Here is a 17,923-nt window from a genome sequence, read left to right as displayed (position 1 = left end):
CGAGTGGACTGTTGGCGTCGCGCCCGACACGCCGGAGTGTGACGGGTGCGACCCCGGGTACCCGGCACAGGACAATGGGAACGAGGCCACGCCGGGGCGACCCTACGTGCTGTAGGTTCCCCCGGGGAAAGCGTCGTTCGTCAGGGGGAGCCTGTGAGGGAACGTGACGCCGGACGCACGGGACGTGGTCCGGCGTCCGTGCTGGCACTGCTCGTGCCGAGTCTGGGGATCGCCGCGGTGGGCGTGTACCACCTGTGCGGATTCGATCTGCACGCCCTGCACGGGCGCCCGCACCTGGGCGACGCACTGACCATGGCCGGGGTGATCATGTCGCTCGTCGCGGCGGGTGCGGCGCTGGGCGACCTCCTGTGGTGGGCCACCACCCGCGGCCACCCCCTCCGGGAGAGCGGGGAGCCCTGCCCTGGCGGGCAGTTGAAGAACACGGGGCGCGGCTGACGACGGCCGGCGGAGCGATTCACACCACTCCCTTACCCCCGTGGACCCCTCCTGCCTGGCGACAACCCTCCTCTTCCCTACACCATGTAGTGTTCCGCCCTCTGCTCGCACCGGTTCGCCCGGCCGCTCCCCAAGGTGATGCTCCACGGTGTCCGTACAACAGTCAGCGCCCCTCAAGGAACAGCGGAACACCGGCGCGCGTCAGGGGGTGACGCCGCCCGGACGGACGGGCGCCGGGCTCCGGCGACGGGCCGCCGCCTCCACCGTCTGGTACCTGAGGCTGCTCGCGCTGCTCAACGTCGCCGCGGTGGTCTCGCTGCCGTTCGGCGAAGAGGTCCACGAACACAACGCCGGCCAGTACTTCACCCCGTACCTGGCCACCGCCGGTCTCGTGTCGGCGGCGCTCGCCCTCTTCCTCGCCCTCGTGATGCGGCGCCGCAAACGCGCCGCGTGGATCTTCAACATGCTGCTGGCCGGGCCACTCCTCGTGCTCTACGGGGTGGCACTGAGCCAGGACCGCTACCGGCAGCACTGGTTCAACTGGCTCTCGGTCCTGCTCACCGCTCTCTTCGTCGGGGCCCTGGTGCTGGGACGCCGGGAGTTCCACGCCGTCGGGGACCGCTCGAACCCCCGCCTCGCGCTGGCCGTCGGCGCCGGCGGGCTCCTCGTCAGCGCCGCGCTCGGCACCGCGCTCGTGAGCGCCACCAACCGTGTCTCGGGAACGCCGCTCGGCGACCGCATCGCGTACACCCTGCTGCGCGGCGTCAGCGTCGGCCCGCTCGCCGACCGCTTCGACACCGTCGCCGCCCCGCGCTGGGCGGACGTCCTGATCAACGTCCTCATGGCCGGCACCTTCCTGCTGGTGCTCTACGCCTGCTTCCGCTCCCCACGCGGGCTCGAACTCCTCGGCGAGCAGGACGAGACGCGACTGCGGGAGCTGCTCGCCCGGCACGGGGAACGGGACTCGCTCGGCTACTTCGCGCTGCGCCGAGACAAGGCGGTCATCTGGTCCCCGAGCGGGAAGGCCGCGATCGCGTACGGCGTCGTCGGCGGCGTGACCCTCGCCTCCGGTGATCCGATCGGCGACCCGGAGGCGTGGCCCGGCGCGATCGAGGCATGGCTGCGGGAGGCACGGCGGCACGCGTGGACTCCCGCGGTGATGGGCGCGAGCGAGGAGGCGGGAACCGTGTACGCCCGGCACGGCCTGGACGCGCTGGAACTCGGCGACGAGGCCATCGTGGACCGCGCCGACTTCACCCTGGAGGGGCGCGCGATGCGGGGCGTCCGGCAGGCGCACAACCGGGTCCGGCGGGCCGGCCACACGGTCCGGGTCCGGCGGCACGAGGACATCCCCGACGCCGAGATGGCCGCCCTGACCGACCTGGCGGACCACTGGCGCGACGGGGAGACCGAGCGCGGCTTCTCGATGGCGCTCGGCCGGCTGGGGGACGCGGCCGACGGGCGGTGCGTGATGCTGGAGTGCCGGGACGGGGACGGCGTGCCCCGGGCCGTCCTGAGCTTCGTGCCGTGGGGCGAACGGGGGCTGTCCCTCGACCTGATGCGCCGCGACCGGAACTCCGACAACGGGCTCATGGAGTTCATGGTGATCGAACTCCTCCAGCGCGCCGAGGAGATCGGCGTCGACCGGGTGTCCCTGAACTTCGCGATGTTCCGGTCCGTCTTCGAGCGCGGGACGCGGCTGGGAGCGGGACCCGTGCTGCGCCTGTGGTGCTCGGTGCTGACGTTCCTCTCGCGCTGGTGGCAGCTCGAATCCCTCTACCGGGCCAACGCCAAGTACCGGCCGGTCTGGGAACCCCGCTATCTGCTCTTCGAGAAGAGCGCCGATCTCCCCCGGATCGGCATCGCCGCCGCGCGTGCCGAGGGCTTCCTCGCTCCGCCCGCGCTCCCCCGATTCCCCGCGCGACGCCCGGAACGCCCCGGCCGAGCGTCGTAAAGCGGCCTTTATCGCGGGAGTTGGCCGGGTTGTCACGGTCGACGTGGCGGCGCCCGGGCGTCACTGTCAGTGCCGTGGTGCACACTCGCGATCATTGGCCGTACGCCTGGGGAGGATGCCGTGTTCAGGGGGATCGACGAGGTCGACTGGGCCTCGATGGAGCATGCCTACGGAAGCGCCGCGGACGTGCCGGAGCTGCTGCGGGGCCTGGCCTCGCGGGACCCCCATGAGCGGGAGGCGGCGCTCGACGGGATGTACGGGGCGGTGCACCACCAGGGCGACGTCTACGACTCGACGCTCGCGTGCGTCCCCTTCCTCTTCGGCCTCGTCCGGCACACCGGGCTGCCGGACCGCGGTGGCATCGTGGAGTTGCTCGCCAGCATCGGCGGCGGGGACATCGACGACGGGCCCGCGGAGACCGGCGCCGAGGGGTCCGGCGGTCCCGGCGGGGGCGACGAGGCAGAAGGCCCGGACACGCAGGACCGGGCCGACGACAACTACACCGTGGCGCGGGCCGCGATACGGGCGGGTGCCGCGGTCTTCCTGGACCTGATGACGGACGGGGACCCCGAGGTGCGCCGCGCCGTACCGACGGCGTCCGTACGGTTCTGCGAGGCACCCGACCGTGTACTGGCCCTGCTGAGGCGGCAGTTGGCGGACGAGCACGACGACGGTGTCCGCCTCGCCCTGGTCGAGGGCCTCGGGCTGTTCGCCCGGCTGCACCCCGGGCTCTCCGCCCCGGCCGTCGACCTGCTGGCATCGCTCTGCGCGCCGCCGCACGAGCCGGGACTGCGGCTCGCCGCCCTCGGGCAGTTGGCCCTCTGCGCCCCCGACCGGCTGCCGGCCGACCTCGTGAGCACGGTCGTGGGCCTGCTCCACACCAGGTCACGGCACTTCCGGCCATCCGGAGAGCCCACCCGGACGTCCACCGACACGCTCCTCGGCCGGCTGCGCCGTATGCGCCCGGCGGACGAGGAGGGCGCCGAACTGCTCCGGACGCTGCACACCGCGCTGGGCGCCCGCACCGGCGACCGGATCGCCCTGCTCAAGGGGCAGTTGAGCAGCACGGACACGGCCGACCGGTGCAACGCCGTCTGGATGTCGGCGGGACTGTTCCGCGAGTGGCGGGCCGCCTACGCGGAGCCGGTCGCCCTGATCGGCGAACAACTGGCCTCTGAGGAGGAGCAGTTGCGGCAGGCCGCCGTGTCCGTCCTGGAGTTCCTCTTCACCCTGGCGGAACCGGCGGCCGACCGCCTCGCCTCACTCGTCGCGTCGGACCCGGACTCCTGGCGGCGCGGCACGGCCACCCTGGGCGGCCCGCTCAGGGCGCTCGCCCGTACGGGAGACCCGCGCGCGGTGCCGGCCCTCGCCGAGATCCTGCGGCGACGGGTCGTTCCGAACGAGACCGGTTACACCGTCCGGCACCTCGGCCCGGCCGCGCTCCCCCTCGCGCCGCTGCTGCGGGAGCGGCTGGCCGACGTCCCCCTCGACGACACCGACACGTTCGGCCGGGCCGCTCCCCTGCTGTCCGCCCTGGGTGACCTGCGGCACGCCGCCGCCGTCCCGGAGGTGCTGCGGCTGCTGCACGGCGCCCCACGCGACCTGCGCATGGGGGACTCCCTCGTGCGGGCGCTGACGGAAGCGCTCGGCGCGTTCGGGCCGGCGGCACGGGAGGCGATACCCACGCTGCGGGAACTGCTGAGCGGCGACGACCCGGTGGCGGCGGCCGCCGCGCTCTGGTCCGTCGAGGGCGACGCGGAGGCCGTCCTGCCGCCTCTGCTGCGGGCGCTGGACCTGCCGGGAAGCTCCAGGCCGGCCGCGTCGGCGCTGGCCCGCATGGGCCCGGCCGCGAGGGCCGCGCTTGCCGGGCTCAGGAGCCTGACGGACTCGGCCGACCTCTGGGAGCGGACGGCGGCTGCCTGCGCCTTCTGGGACATCGCCGCCGATCCGGCGCCGGTCCTGCCGGTGTTCCGTGATGCCTGGCGCCAGAACGCGTACACCCGCGGCGCCGTCACCGCCTGCCTCGTCCGCATGGGTGACGCCGGCACCCCGGTCCACGACCTGGTCGCCATGGAACTGGCCTCGCCACGACGCCACCGAGCGCGCTCCGGCGGCTACGGCAGCCACGACGTCCTGGAGGACGAGACCTTGCTGCGGGACTGCCGCAGGGTGTTGGAGGGGGCGGCGTAGCCGGGGGCGGGAGCCCATGCGGGCGGGTCGCGGCTCGGGGAGGCGGTCCGGGTCAGCTCGTCGTGCGGCGCCAGAGCGGCCCGATCCTCTGCCACTCGGTGTCCCAGCGGTCCATGCGGCGCCGTTCCAGGCGGGCGCGGACGAGCCGGCCGGTGGCGAAGGGGATGCCCGCCGCGCTCACGCCGACCAACGCGCCGACCAGGGACGCCCGCACCCGGGCCTGGGCGGCGGTGGCGGGACGGCTGACGAGGCGGCCCTCGCGGTCGGTCCACACCGCCACGGGGGTGCCCGCCGCGCTGCCGGCGTGGACGCGTACCTGTCCGGAGCGGGGTGCGCCGTCCGTCGTGCTCCAGCGGGCCTTCGCCCACACGACGCGGGTGCCGGAACCGGCCGCGGGTGGCACGTCCTCGGTGAGCCGGGCGGTCGCGGAGTGCCAGTCCGCCCGCTGCCGGGTCAGACCGTCCTCGACGGCCTGGGTGGCCGCGAGACCGGTGACCACGCCGCCGAACACGGTGAGCACCCAGGCGGTCAGGAGGACCCAGCTGTCCAGGGCGTCGCTGCGCCGCCGCAGCGGGTTGCGTCGCCACCGCCACAGCCACCTCTTGGGACCACGGAATGCCGCCATCAAGGGCATCCTCCTCACCTCCGCGCCGACCCGCCACATCTCCCTCCCTTACGCGCCCGCTGCCCTCGGCGCTCACGCGTTCCCGCCCGCTCGTCGGCCCCGGGACCGTCGGGCCTCGCGAAGGGCCCTTTCCGTCGCGGCCCCGGTGGTCCTCCGCGGGACGCCGACGCGACCCGTCCGACCTGCGCCGACGAGCGCGCCGCCCGTCGCTGTCAGTGCCACCGTGCAGACTGGCCCGTGACGCAGACGACGAGGTCGCGGAGGTGACCGGAGATGGTCGACGTACTTCTCACCGTGGGCACGCGAAAGGGCCTCTTCATCGGGCGCCGGCACGCAGGTGTCTGGGCGTTCGACGAGAGTCCGTACTTCAACGCGCAGGCCGTCTACTCGGTCGCGATCGACACCCGGGGCGACCGGCCGCGGCTGCTGGCGGGCGGGGACAGCGCCCACTGGGGTCCCTCCGTGTTCCACTCGGACGATCTCGGTCTCAGCTGGACCGAACCGGCGCGTCCCGCCGTGCGGTTCCCCAAGGAGACCGGAGCCTCCCTGGAGCGGGTGTGGCAGCTGCACCCGGCGGCCGGCGAACCCGACGTGGTGTACGCGGGGACGGAGCCGGCCGCGCTCTACCGCTCGACGGACCGGGGAGAGTCCTTCGAGCTCGTCCGTCCGCTGTGGGAGCACCCGACCCGTTCCCGGTGGGTGCCGGGCGGCGGCGGTGAGGGCCTGCACACGATCCTGACCGACGAGCGCGATCCGAAGGCGCTGACGGTCGCCGTCTCGACGGCCGGCGTGTTCCGCACCGGTGACGGCGGCGCGAGCTGGGAGCCCGCCAACTCCGGTGTGTCCGCGGTCTTCCTGCCGGACCCGGACCCGGAGTTCGGGCAGTGCGTGCACAAGGTCGCGCGCGACGCGTCGGACCCGGACCGCCTCTAGCTCCAGAACCACTGGGGTGTGTACCGCAGTGACGACGCGGGCGGGCGGTGGACCGACATCGGCGCCGGCCTGCCGTCGACGTTCGGATTCGCCGCGGCAGCGCATCCGCACCGTGGCGACACGGCGTACGTCTTCCCGATCAACGCGGACGCGGACCGGGTCCCGGCCGGTCGCAGATGCCGCGTCTTCCGCACGGCGGACGCGGGGCGGAGCTGGGAGCCGCTCACGGCGGGGCTGCCCACGGAGGACCACTACGGCACGGTGCTGCGCGACGCGCTGTGCACGGACGACGCCGACCCGGCGGGCGTGTGTACTTCGGCAATCGCAACGGCGAGGTCTACGCGTCCGCGGACGACGGCGACTCCTGGGAGCAGCTCACGGCGCACCTGCCGGACGTCCTGTGTGTCCGCGCGGCGGTCGTGGCCTGACGTCGGGAGGTCGGCGGCTCCGGCCGGCCACAACGCCCCGCAGGGGAGGGCACCTTGTCCGGCGAGGGACCGATGTGCCGGTGGGAAACGGTCATCCGTGATCGTCCGACGACACCGGTTGATCTCCGTCGCGGGTACGGCAGTAGGGTGACGCCGTGGCACCACGACCGTTGCAAGAAATCGTCGAACCGGGCTGGGCGAAGGCCCTCGAACCCGTCGCCGGACGGATCGCCGAGATGGGCGACTTCCTGCGCGCGGAGATCGCCGCGGGGCGCACCTACCTACCGTCCGGAGCGAATGTCCTGCGGGCGTTCCAGCAGCCCTTCGACGAGGTGCGCGTGCTCATCGTCGGGCAGGACCCGTACCCGACACCGGGGCACGCGGTGGGCCTGTCGTTCTCGGTGGCGCCGGAGGTACGTCCGCTCCCGCCGAGCCTGATCAACATCTATCGCGAGCTGACCACCGACCTGGGGCTGCCCCAGCCGTCCGACGGCGACCTCACCCCGTGGACGCGGCAGGGTGTGCTGTTGCTCAACAGGGCGCTCACCACGGCCCCGCGCAGTCCGGCCGCCCACCGGGGCAAGGGTTGGGAAGAGGTCACCGAGCAGGCGATCCGGGCGCTGGCCGCCCGCGGGCGCCCGCTGGTGTCGGTCCTGTGGGGCCGCGACGCCCGCAACCTCCGCCCGCTGCTGGGTGATCTGCCGTCGGTGGAGTCCTCGCACCCCTCGCCCATGTCGGCCGACCGTGGCTTCTTCGGGTCCCGGCCCTTCAGCCGCGCCAACGACCTGCTGGTGAGACAGGGAGCCCAGCCGGTGGACTGGCGCCTGCCGTGACCTCCGGCGGTGCAAGCGCGTCGCGGCAGGGCGCTCCGGGCCCGTCCGTGGTGCTGGCCGTGGACTCGGGAGGTTCTGGGCTGCGCGCGGTCCTCGCGGCGCACGGGGCACCGTACGACGCCGAAGTCGCCGCAGGTCGAGGAGGGCTCACGCTCGCTCCGCCGATCGCGCTGAGCGACCCTCTGACCTCCGGGGAACCGGTGCGCACCGGGCCGCGGGGGATCTCGGCCGGCCATCTGCTGGAGCAACTGCTGCCGATGGCGCGCCGGTTGATGGACGAGGCCGGTGCCGTGCGGCTCGGCGCCGTGGCCGTCGGCGCGGCGGGCCTGGCGACGCTCGGTGACGAGCTGCGGGACGAGCTGCCCGCCGCACTGGAGCGTGAACTCGACGTACCACGGCTCGCGTTGGTGGCCGACGCGGTGACCGCGTACACCGGCGCGCTCGGTCCGCGGGCCGGCGCGGTGATCGCCGCGGGCACCGGCATGATCGCGATCGGGACCGACCTCACGTCGTGGCGCAGGGCAGACGGCTGGGGCCATCTGCTCGGCGACTGCGGCGGAGGCGCCTGGATCGGGCGGGCGGGCCTGGAAGCGGCTCTGCGGGCATTCGACGGACGGCCGGGCGGTTCGGCCGGGCTGCTGGCCGGGGCCGAGGAGATGTTCGGGCCGATGCCGGGGCTGCCGGGCCGTCTGTACCCGCGCTCCGACCGGCCCGCCGTGCTCGCCGCCTTCGCCCCGCAGGTCGCCGCACATGCCGGGAGCGACCCGGTGGCCGCGGGCATCCTGCGGTCCGCCGCACGGGACATGGCCGAGTCCGCGGCGGCCGCCTGTCCGGCCGACGGCGAGCCGCTGCTCGCGCTCACCGGAGGTCTGTTCAGGACGGGTGAGGCGCTTCTCGCGCCGCTGCGCGAGGAGTTGGCCGCGCGGGTGCCGCACGCGCGACTGGTGCCCGCCGCGGGCGACCCGCTCGACGGGGCGCTCCGGATCGCCGTCGACCTCGCGGACGGCAGGCTCGCACTCCCCCAGGACGACCGGATGTTGTACGTGGTGGCTGAAAAGCCCTATCCGGAAATCGATGCTCTGAATTCGCCGTAGGACCGACAAGGGGATGTGTACCGATCACTTCTGATCGGTACGTAACTCATCAGACAAAAGCGGACGGATACCGCTCACCTGCACCCTCCCCGAACAGGGGAACCCAGGAAACCAGTAACATGCGGCGCCATGAGCTCCCCCACTGGGCCCGCGTCCGGCCTGCCTGTACGAATGCCGCGACCCCGCCAGCCCGGACGGCACCGCCGTCCGGAGCCCCTGGCGGCTCCCGAGGGCGCGCCCGCGCTGCTCCTCGCGGTGCCGGGCACTCCCAGCGCCGCCACGCGCAGCCTCGCCGAGGAGGTCGTGAGCATCGCGCGCTCCGAGCTCCCCGGCCTCGACGCCCGTATCGGGTACCTGGACGGGGACGACGAGTTCCCCACGCTGCAGTCCGTGCTGGTCCACGCCTCCGAGGAGCGCTCCGCGCGCTTCGAGCAGGCCCGCGCCGCCGGTTCCGACGCCGCCGAGCCCGACGGCCCGGTGGCCATCGTCGTGCCCCTGCTCGCCGGTCCGGACAACGCCCTGCTGCGCCGCGTCCGCCAGGCGGTCATGGAGAGCCGCGTCGCGGCCGAACTGACCGACGTCCTCGGCCCGCACCCGCTGCTCGCCGAGGCGCTGCACGTGCGGCTCTCCGAGGCCGGCCTGGCCCGCGCCGACCGCGCCCGCCTGTTCACCGTGGCGACCGCCGCGGACGGCATCGTGCTCGCCGCGGTGGGCGGCGAGGAGGCCGTACAGGCAGCCGGTATCACCGGCATGCTGCTCGCGGCGCGGCTCGCGGTGCCCGTGATGGCGGCGGCACTCGACGAGGAGGGCTCGATCGCGGCCACCGCCGAGGAGCTGCGCAACTCGGGTTCTCAGCAGCTCGCGCTGGCCCCGTACCTGATCGGTCCGGAGCTCGACTCCGGGCTGCTGGAAGCGGCGGCCAAGGAAGCCGGCTGCCACGCCGCCGAGGCCCTCGGCCCGTACCCGGCGATCGGCAAGCTCGCGCTGGCCCAGTACACGTCGGCGCTGGGCATCGCGCCGCCGCAGACCCAGGGCGCGCCGGTCCGCTGACCCGGCGCCCCATCCGTAGGTCCCTCGTACGGCCTGACCGGCTCGTACGGCGAAGGGCCCGCTCCTGTGACAGGAGCGGGCCCTTCGCGCGTACGTGGGGTGCCACCGCGTCTAGGGGGCGGCGCCGTCGGTTCCCTGTACCCCAGGGGCCGGCACGGTGGCCGGACCGCGGGGCCCGACCGGTGACCATGACCGAGTCCGACGCGCGCGTCGGCGGAGAGCGGGCCGCGTCGGCGCGGCCCGGTCAGCCGAAGACCACGCAGGACGCGGCGGGCGCCTCGACCGAGCCGCCGCGGCGCGGCACGCCGGTGTCCGGGTCGACGACGAACCAGGTCACGTCGCCGGAGCGTTCGTTCGCGGCGTACAGGAAGCGGCCCGACGGGTCGACGGTCAGCGCGCGGGGCCAGACGCCGCCACAGGGCACCGTGGCGACCAGTCGGAGGCCCTCCCCCTCCGCGTCGGGCGTGAGGACGGAGACGACGTCCTGGCCGCGTGTGGCGGTCCACACGAAGCGGCCGTCGGGCGAGACGGCGATGCCCGAGGGGAACGCGTCACCGTCCGGGACGCCGGACAGCACCGGCGTCTCGCCGACCGGTCGCAGCGAGCCCTCGGCGGCGTCCCAGCGGCAGACGGTGACGGTCGGGGCGAGTTCGTTGAGGACGTAGGCGTGTTCGCCGCCGGGGTGGAAGGCGAGGTGGCGCGGCCCGGAACCGGGGCGGAGGGCGATCTCGCGGTGCACCCTGAGTTCGCCGCCGTCGAGGACGCACACACGGACGGAGTCCGTGCCGAGGTCGACGCTGACCGCCCAGCGGCCGGTGGGGTCGGGCTGCACCTGGTGAGCGTGCGGGCCCTGCTGGCGGGGCGTGTGCGGTCCTGAACCGGTGTGCCGGAGCACGCCGGAGGCGGACCCGGCGAGGCCGCCGTCCGGACGGACGGGCACGGCGGAGACGCTGCCGGAGCCGTAGTTGGCGGTCAGCACGTGTCCGTCGAAGACGCTGAGGTGTGTGGGCCCGCTGCCGCCGATCCGGGTCAGCGGGCCGGTCAGTTCCGGTTTGTCGGCGTGCACGCGGTACGCGGCGACGGCGCCCTCGGCCGTCTCGCTGACGGCGTACAGATGGTCCCCCGCGGGGGACACGGCGAGGTACGAGGGGTCGGGTACGCCGTCGACCGCGCTCAGGACGGTCAGCGCGCCGTTGTCCGGGTCCACGGCCGCGGTGAGGACACCGAGACCTCCCGCCGCCGTGAACGAGCCGATGTACGCCCTCTGTTGCCGCCTGCCGCCGCCTGTCACCGCTGTCCCCTCTCGGTCCCGCCTGCTCGGGGGCGACGGTAGCAGCAGGGGTCCTGCGGTCTAGACCAGGGCCGCTGTGCGGGCGCTACGGAACTCCCGGGGTCATGACCGTCCGCGTGCCGGGCCGGGCCCGCGCTCCCGCGATCGACGGGGCCCTTGGCTTCCGTGTGGACCGGCGGTGTCCGGGCACACCCGATCCGACCCCCTCCCGCCTCCCGCCTCCCGGCTTACAAGTCGCCCGCCCCCCGGGCCCGTTCGAGCGCCTCCGGGTGGTGCACGTAGGCCGGGTTCCGTTCGACGTTCTCGTACGTGCGGTGGAAGACCGGAGTCGCGCTGGCGGAGATCGGCGGCACGATCCACGACCAGTCGGCGCCCACCTGACGGCCCTTCCGTTCCTCGCGGCCGAGGTGGGTGAGGAATCGCCGAGACTCGGTGTGGTGATCGGTGACGGTGACGCCCGCGCGGTCGAAGGAGTGCAGGACGGAACGGTTCAGCTCGACCAGGGCGCGGTCCTTCCACAGGGAGCGGTCGGTGCGGGTGTCGAGGCCGAGGCGCTCGGCGACGACGGGCAGCAGGTCGTACCGGTCGGTGTCCGCGAGGTTGCGGGCGCCGATCTCGGTGCCCATGTACCAGCCGTTGAAGGGCGCCGCGGGATAGCAGATGCCGCCGATCTCCAGGCACATGTCGGAGAGGGCGGGCACCGCGTGCCAGCGCAGGCCGAGCGAGCGCCACCAGGTGTGCTCCGGGTGCGTGAGCTCGACTTCGAGGACCGCGTCCTCGGGGAGTTCGAACCAGCGCGGCCGGGTGCCGGTGTCCTGGACCAGCAACGGCAGGACGTCGAAGGGGGTGCCGGGGCCGCCGGGCCAGCCGAGCCGGCGGGCGGCGTCGGTGAGGCCGATGTTGCGCGGGTCGCCGGTCACGCCTCCGTCGGGGCGCGGATACCCGGCGTACCGGACGAGCTGCTCGTTCCAGATCCTGGGGGCGGGCCGGTCGGGCGCGTCGGGCGCGAAGACGGTGATGAGCGCCCGGATACGTCCTCCCCGGGTGGCTTCGCGCAGGTGCTCCGCGCACTCCTCGGCGACCCCTTGGGCGTCCCGCACGTCTCTGCGGTCGCGGACGGTCAGCGAGTTCCAGTACAGCCGGCCGATGCAGCGGTTGGCGTTGCGCCAGGCGACCCGCGCGCCGAACACCAGCTCGCTCGTGGTGTGCCGATAGGTCCCCGTGTCCGCGATCTCCGCGCGGACGGCGGCGAGACGGCCCGCCGGATCACCGAGGCGTTCCTCGGTGTGGTGCTGGACGACGAACTCACCGGCGGCGCGGATCAGCTCATGCAGGCCCGGCTCCCGCGGCTGCCGGACGGGGTCGGGCGTGGATCCGGGAGACGGTGCCCGAGCGGTGCGGCCGGTACCGGTGCGCGCGCCCGGGACGGTCCGGCCGCCCTCGGCGACGGGACAGGCGCGGGTCCCGCTCGCGGGGCCACCGGGGACCAGGCGCCCGCCGAGCCCCGGGAGCGGTGGAGGCGACATCTCGCCCGGACCGGTCAGCAGCCGGGCCATGGCGTCGAGCCGCGCGTGCAGGGGGCGGGCACCGGTGGCCGCGCCGGGGCGGCGGGCGTCGAGCGGGACGACGGACATGGAGGCGGTCCCCGCGCGTGCCGCGTCCTCGGCAGCGCCGGGCTCGTCGCCGTACCCGAGTCGTTCCAGCCAGCCCCCCGGCTCCTCGCCGCCGTAGGCCGGGGGCGGGCCGTCCGCGATCCCCGCGGCTCCGGCCGCACCGCTGGTGCCCGTGCCCCTCGGGCCCTCCGTGCCGCTGGTGCCCGTGCCCCACGGGCCGTCCGTGCCGCGCTCTTCGTGTCTGGTCCCGCGCGGGAAGTCGCGCATGGTGCCGCCCCCAAGAGATACGCCCGCGGGCCGCTCCGGCACGGGCCGCGGTGTCCGTGCGTCCGATGGCCGCGGAGTTACCCGGCGGGTGTGCTGATCCACCCTGTACGTGGCCGGTAAATCTGCACCATTCCGGGCATCGGTGTCCACCGAAACGGGACAGAACGCGGGCAGATGCCCGGCGAGGAGGTGTCAGGCGCCGATGAGCCGGGACCCGCGCAACGGCGTCGCCAGGTCGACGAGCGCCCGCTCCAGGCCGTGGAGATGGGCGAGCGCCTGCTCGGCCCCGGGATGGTGCCCGGGAGCCACGTGGTGGGCGTCCAGAGCGCCTCCCGGCACCGCCCCGACCAGGGACTCCATCGCGGTCTCGACCCGTCGGCAGGCCGCCGTGAGGCGGGCGTCGTGGGACGCGTCCGGATCGGCGGCGACGGCGGCAAGACCGCGCACCTCGCGGGCGCAGTCGTCGAGCAGGGCGAGGACCGCACGGGCCCGTGCCCTGCGTTCCCGCATCGGGTTGAGCGGATGAACCAGGGGCGCGAGAGACATCCGTACGCGCCCCAGGAGTGCTTCGAGCTCCCCCGCACGCGGCGCGGGGTCGGCCCCCGCGTCGCCCGCCAGGCGCCCGGCCGCCGCGGCGGTGCACCCGTGCACGGCGTGCAGGGCCCGCTCGATCCACCGGTCGGTCACGGCATGGGTCGTGACCGGCAGGACGAACGCCACGGCGAGGGCCGCGCCCAGCGCGCCGACGGCCGTCTCGGTGAACCGGAGCCCGAGCAGTCCCGGGTGCAGCACACCGAGCAGGCCGTACAGCAGGCCGGCCATGACGGTGACGAAGAACATCATCCAGCTGTACGAGAGCGGCGCCGTGTAGAAGATCCCGAAGACGCACACCGCCACGAGCACGGCGGTGGGCGCCGGCGCGCCGTGCAGCGGGACGGCGACCAGCAGCCCCGCCGCGATCCCGGCGACCGTGCCGACGACCCGTCGGAAGCCGCGGACCAGCGTCTCGCCGCGCGAGGCCGTGTTCACGAAGATCCACCAGGCGGTGCCGACGGCCCAGTACCAGCGGTCGTGGGAGAGCAGCTGGCCCGCCACGAGTGCGAAGGCGCAGGCCGCGGTCGCCTGGAAGGCCTGACGGGTGGCGGGGCGGGCGAGGCCGCGGCCCTCCAGCGGTACCGGCGCCGCGGGCAGGGCCGTGCGCCGCTCCACGCACCAGGCGCCGAAGCGCACCGCCGCGGACGCCGCGAGCGACAGCGCGACGGCGGCGTACAGCTGCGGGAGCTGGCCGGGCACGGCGTGCAGGAACTGCGTGGCGAAGAACATCATGAACGCGAAGATGCCGAGCGCGTGTCCGCGCGGTCCCCAGCGGCGGGAGTGGACCCCGGCGAAGACGACGGCGAGCCAGGCCGCGTCGCGCAGCGTCGGCACCCCGTGCAGAGCGGTGGCGAGCGCGAGGACCGGCAGGCCGACGACCGGGAGCAGAGCGGTCGTGCCCGCCTGCCCGCGGACCGTCGGGTCACCGACCGTGAACAGCGCGAGGAGCGCCGCGAGTCCCCCGGTGATGGACGCGGGCTGCGAGAGCCCGGCCAGTTCGCACAGGGTCACCGCCAGGCCGATCCCGAGGACCGCCCGGAGCGAGACGCGCAGCCGGAACAGTCCCGGATCCGGAGCCATGAACATCTTCTTCACCGTCGGCTGCCCGCCCCCACTTCGCTCTGCTGCACCGGTTCGCATGCGCGTCGGCGCATACGAAAGGCGCCGCGGGTCCGGTACGGCGACCTTGCCGTCCGGCGCTGCGCGGCGCCATGAATACCGACAAGGTAAGCAGGAGCGTGCGAGTGGCTCAACCGGCTCGCCTCGGGCTGGGCCATTGGTACAGTCATGGCTGATCATTGTCGGCCACAGGGAGGCCAACGGACCATGCCCGTGGACGAGCTGGACACCCGCATCCTGCGCCTGCTGCTGGAGCAGCCGCGTACCAGCGTGCGCGAGTACGCGCGCGTCCTCGGCGTCGCCCGCGGCACGCTCCAGGCCCGCCTGGACCGGCTGGAGCGGGACGGGGTGATCACCGGGACCGCGCCGGCACTCTCCCCGGCCGCCCTCGGCCACCCGGTCCTCGCCTTCGTGCACATCGAGGTCACGCAGGGCCATCTCGACGACGTGGGCGGCGCTCTCGCCGCCGTGCCGGAGATCATCGAGGCGTTCTCCATCACCGGTGGCGGCGATCTGATCACCCGTGTCGCCGCCCGTGACAACGCCCACCTGGAGGACGTGATCCAGGCGCTGATCAGTCTGCCCGGCGTGGTCCGCACCCGGACCGAGGTGGCGCTGCGCGAGCGCGTCCCGCACCGGCTGCTGCCGCTGGTGGAGTCGATCGGACGGGCGGCCAGGGGCTGAGGCGGCGGGGCTGCCACGACGGCCTGCGGGCATTGCGCATGGGCATGGGCATGGGCATGGGCATGGGCATGGGCATGGGCATGGGCATGGGCATGGGCATCCTGGACCGTATGGGCACTCTCGGCAGGATCTCGGTCATCTTCGATCTCGACGGAACGCTCGTGGACAGCGAACCGAACTACTTCGAAGCCGGGCGGCAGACCCTCGCCGGGCAGGGCGTCACGGACTTCACCTGGGCCGACCACGAGCGGTACGTCGGCATCAGCACCCGGGAGACACTGGCGCTCTGGAAGGACCGTTACGGCCTGACGGCACCGCTCGACGACCTGCTCACCGAGAAGAACCGCCGCTATCTGGAGCTGGCCCGCGCCTCCACGCACGTCTACCCGGAGATGCGCGGGTTCGTCGAACTGCTCGGCGCCGAGGGCGTCCCGATGGCCGTGGCCTCGGGTTCCTCGCCCGAGGCGATCGAGGCGATCCTCACCGGGACGGGTCTGGCGTCCCGTGTGACGACCGTCGTCTCGGCCGACGAGGTCGCGCACGGCAAACCCGCGCCCGACGTCTTCCTGGAGGCGGCGCGCCGCCTCGGTGCCGATCCGTCGGGCTGCGTGGTCCTGGAGGACGCCGCCCCGGGGGCCACCGCGGCCCGCGCGGCCGGCATGCGCTGCGTCGCCGTTCCCTACGTCGCCGAGCAGGCCGACGACCCCGCGTTCGCCAAGGCCGACCTCCTCTTCCGTGGCGGTCAGGGCGAGTTCACGGCCCGCGCGGCGTACGACTGGCTCGCGGGCGAGGCCGTGCGGCCCTGAGCGCCGGTCGCGCCGGGCCCACCGCGGGGCTCTCAGCGCCGCCCCCGTCGTCACCCCGCACGGTCGCCACCGCGCTGTCGGTGCCCCGCACAGTCGGTGCCCGCACGGTCAGCGGCGGACGAGCACGGCGTGCGTGGCGCTGGGCGAACTGACGAGTTCGGCGACCCGGTAACCGTCGATCCCGTCGCCGAGGTCGTCGAGCAGACGCTCGCCACGGCCCAGCAGCCGCGGGACGACGGCGAAATGCATCTCGTCGATCAGACCGGCGCGCAGATACTGCCGGACGGTGGCCGGGCCGCCGCCGATCCGGACGTCCTTGCCCTCCGCCGCCTCCACGGCGCGGGCGAGCACCGTCTCGACCGGCTCGTCGGTGAAGTGGAACGTCGTCCCGCCCTCCATCGTGACGGAGGGCCGCAGGTGGTGCGTGTGCACGAACACGTCGTTGTGGTACGGAGGGTTGGGGCCCCACCAGCCCGTCCAGGACTCGTCCTCCCAGGGCCCGCGCTGGGGCCCGAACATGTTGCGGCCCATGATGGTCGCGCCGATGTTCTCCTCCCCGCGTGCCACGTACTCGACGTCGATGCCGCCCTTGCCGTCGGCCAGGTCGCGCATCGCGGCGAACATCCATTCGTGCATCCCGTCGAAGCCCTCGCCGAGAGGGTGTTCCAGCCGCTGGTGGGGGCCGGCGGCATAGCCGTCCAGCGAGACCGTGATGTCGTGGACGCGCAGCTTCGCCATGACGTACTCCCAGGGTTCGTTCGTCTTCCGCTCTCATCCTGGCGTCGAACAGGACCCGTCCGGATCGACAGCCGGGCCCGGATTTCTCGAATGCGGCCGTGCCCTGCCCCGCGCACTCACGGTGATCACCGGACCGGGCACCTGACGGCGCACGGCACGGTTCCCCCGTCAGCGCGCCGCCGAGGGGGGCGGCAGGCGCAGCCCCGCGAGGTCCGGCGGGATGGGGGTGTCGGGGCGGAAGAACGGAGCGGCTTCCCCGTCGGCCGCGGTGGCCGGCGCGTCGGTCAGCCGGAACCGCTCCCGCAGCCGCCCGTAGAAGTCGGTCGGGCGCAGCCGGATCAGGCGGACCCGCTGCGGGGCCCTGAAGACCCCGATCCAGTCGCCCGGATCGACGACGCCGCGCAGCTGGCCGTCGATGCTGACGGCGGCCTGGCCCGAGTGGGGCAGCACCCGCAGGGCGACGGGCTCGTCCGGCGCGGCCACCACGCTGCGGTTGAAGGTCATGTGGGGGGCGATCGGCGTGAAGACCACCGCGTCCATGTGCGGGGAGAGCACGGGACCGCCGGCGGCGAAGCTGTACGCCGTCGAGCCCGTGGGCGTGGCGACGGCGAAGGCGTCCGCGGAGTAGGAGGCCAGCCGCCGTCCGGCGATGTAGACGCCGACGCTGACCTGCCGGTCCCGGGCCAGCTTCTCCAGGACGACGTCGTTCAGGGCCATGACGTCCAGGGCGACGCCCCAGCCGTCCCCCTCGGTCGTCTCCAGCCGGATCCGGGGCGGCGGCAGCGCCGGACCACGACCGTAGTGGAGCAGTGCGTCCATGCCCTCCGGGATCTCCAGGGCCCGCGAGGCGCGCATGGTCAGGGTCATGCGCTCCTCGACCACCGCGTGACCGTCGTGGACGGAGTCGAGTGCCTCGGTGACGTCGGCCGCGGGCACCTCGGTGAGGAATCCGACCTTGCCGAGGTCGACGCCCAACACGCTGGCATCGCTCTTGAGGGCGATCCGGGCGCCGCGGAGGAAGGTGCCGTCACCGCCCAGCGTGACGACGAGGTCCGGGTTTCCGGCCGCTTCCGCCTCCGCACGGCCGCCGCGACGCTGGTGGTCCTTGGCCCACACGTCGATCTCGGTGCACCGGATACCGCGCGCCTCGCACCACTCGTGCACCGCGCGGGCGGCGTCGCCGGCCACCGTCCGTCCCTGGTGGACGACCAGTCCGACGCGGTGTACGGCCACAACAACCTCCGGCTC

At 74.1% G+C, this 17,923-nt stretch carries 14 protein-coding genes and 1 pseudogene; 9 read left to right on the top strand and 6 right to left on the bottom strand.

Features of this window, described 5'->3' with window-relative positions; genetic code table 11:
* Positions 1–153 precede the first annotated feature (153 nt).
* From ABZT74_RS14665 to ABZT74_RS14655, 3 genes are all read left to right on the top strand, one after another.
* Entirely contained in the window at positions 154–456 is a 303-nt protein-coding gene (locus ABZT74_RS14665; RefSeq protein ID WP_356435070.1) for a hypothetical protein, read from the top strand.
* Between the two features lie 208 nt (positions 457–664).
* Positions 665–2,410: a phosphatidylglycerol lysyltransferase domain-containing protein gene (locus tag ABZT74_RS14660; RefSeq protein ID WP_356435315.1), complete on the top strand. Its 1,746-nt coding sequence runs from the start codon at positions 665–667 to the stop codon at positions 2,408–2,410.
* A 120-nt stretch (positions 2,411–2,530) separates the two neighbouring features.
* Positions 2,531–4,600: a HEAT repeat domain-containing protein gene (locus ABZT74_RS14655; protein WP_356435067.1), complete on the top strand. Its 2,070-nt coding sequence runs from the start codon at positions 2,531–2,533 to the stop codon at positions 4,598–4,600.
* A 52-nt stretch (positions 4,601–4,652) separates the two neighbouring features.
* Here ABZT74_RS14655 and ABZT74_RS14650 read toward each other — a convergent pair whose 3' ends face one another.
* A complete protein-coding gene (locus tag ABZT74_RS14650) occupies positions 4,653–5,225 on the bottom strand; it encodes a hypothetical protein (protein ID WP_356435064.1) in 573 nt (190 codons plus the stop codon).
* Positions 5,226–5,498: 273 nt separating this feature from the next.
* Here ABZT74_RS14650 and ABZT74_RS14645 point away from each other — a divergent pair.
* The 4 genes and pseudogenes from ABZT74_RS14645 to ABZT74_RS14630 all read left to right on the top strand — a co-directional run bounded on the left by ABZT74_RS14645 (position 5,499) and on the right by ABZT74_RS14630 (position 9,563).
* A pseudogene (locus ABZT74_RS14645) lies at positions 5,499–6,586 on the top strand (exo-alpha-sialidase).
* 155 nt (positions 6,587–6,741) lie between these two features.
* Complete coding sequence (locus ABZT74_RS14640; protein WP_356435061.1) at positions 6,742–7,419, top strand: uracil-DNA glycosylase; 678 nt, start codon at positions 6,742–6,744, stop codon at positions 7,417–7,419.
* A 50-nt stretch (positions 7,420–7,469) separates the two neighbouring features.
* On the top strand, positions 7,470–8,513 hold the full coding sequence (locus ABZT74_RS14635; RefSeq protein WP_356168185.1) for a BadF/BadG/BcrA/BcrD ATPase family protein: 1,044 nt from the start codon (positions 7,470–7,472) through the stop codon (positions 8,511–8,513).
* A 129-nt stretch (positions 8,514–8,642) separates the two neighbouring features.
* Positions 8,643–9,563, top strand: coding sequence for a hypothetical protein (locus tag ABZT74_RS14630; RefSeq protein WP_356168078.1), 921 nt, complete (start codon positions 8,643–8,645; stop codon positions 9,561–9,563).
* Positions 9,564–9,807: 244 nt separating this feature from the next.
* On the opposite strand, the gene ABZT74_RS14625 is transcribed toward ABZT74_RS14630, so the two are convergent.
* The 3 genes from ABZT74_RS14625 to ABZT74_RS14615 all read right to left on the bottom strand — a co-directional run bounded on the left by ABZT74_RS14625 (position 9,808) and on the right by ABZT74_RS14615 (position 14,414).
* Complete coding sequence (locus tag ABZT74_RS14625) at positions 9,808–10,854, bottom strand: lactonase family protein (RefSeq protein WP_356435058.1); 1,047 nt, start codon at positions 10,852–10,854, stop codon at positions 9,808–9,810.
* A gap of 227 nt (positions 10,855–11,081) precedes the next feature.
* Complete coding sequence (locus ABZT74_RS14620; RefSeq protein WP_356435312.1) at positions 11,082–12,176, bottom strand: nitric oxide synthase oxygenase; 1,095 nt, start codon at positions 12,174–12,176, stop codon at positions 11,082–11,084.
* A 750-nt stretch (positions 12,177–12,926) separates the two neighbouring features.
* Positions 12,927–14,414: an FUSC family protein gene (locus ABZT74_RS14615; RefSeq protein ID WP_356435309.1), complete on the bottom strand. Its 1,488-nt coding sequence runs from the start codon at positions 14,412–14,414 to the stop codon at positions 12,927–12,929.
* Positions 14,415–14,654: 240 nt separating this feature from the next.
* Between ABZT74_RS14615 and ABZT74_RS14610 the strand changes: the two genes are divergently transcribed.
* Together ABZT74_RS14610 and ABZT74_RS14605 are read left to right on the top strand one after the other, a co-directional pair.
* Positions 14,655–15,131 (top strand): Lrp/AsnC family transcriptional regulator, encoded by a 477-nt coding sequence (locus ABZT74_RS14610; protein WP_356168069.1) that lies wholly within the window; start codon positions 14,655–14,657, stop codon positions 15,129–15,131.
* Positions 15,132–15,241: 110 nt separating this feature from the next.
* Positions 15,242–15,937 carry an HAD family phosphatase gene (locus ABZT74_RS14605; protein ID WP_355867398.1) on the top strand — a complete coding sequence of 232 codons (696 nt, stop codon included), beginning with the start codon at positions 15,242–15,244 and terminating at the stop codon, positions 15,935–15,937.
* Between the two features lie 108 nt (positions 15,938–16,045).
* Here ABZT74_RS14605 and ABZT74_RS14600 read toward each other — a convergent pair whose 3' ends face one another.
* Together ABZT74_RS14600 and ABZT74_RS14595 are read right to left on the bottom strand one after the other, a co-directional pair.
* Positions 16,046–16,675 (bottom strand): dihydrofolate reductase family protein, encoded by a 630-nt coding sequence (locus ABZT74_RS14600; protein ID WP_356168064.1) that lies wholly within the window; start codon positions 16,673–16,675, stop codon positions 16,046–16,048.
* Between the two features lie 168 nt (positions 16,676–16,843).
* Positions 16,844–17,908, bottom strand: a complete 1,065-nt coding sequence (locus ABZT74_RS14595; protein ID WP_355866540.1) for an NAD(+)/NADH kinase — start codon at positions 17,906–17,908, stop codon at positions 16,844–16,846.
* Positions 17,909–17,923 lie beyond the last annotated feature (15 nt).

Source organism: Streptomyces sp. NPDC005302, assembly GCF_040607345.1.
Taxonomy (GTDB): Bacteria; Actinomycetota; Actinomycetes; order Streptomycetales; family Streptomycetaceae; genus Streptomyces.
This window is presented reverse-complemented; position numbering and strand designations above follow the sequence as displayed.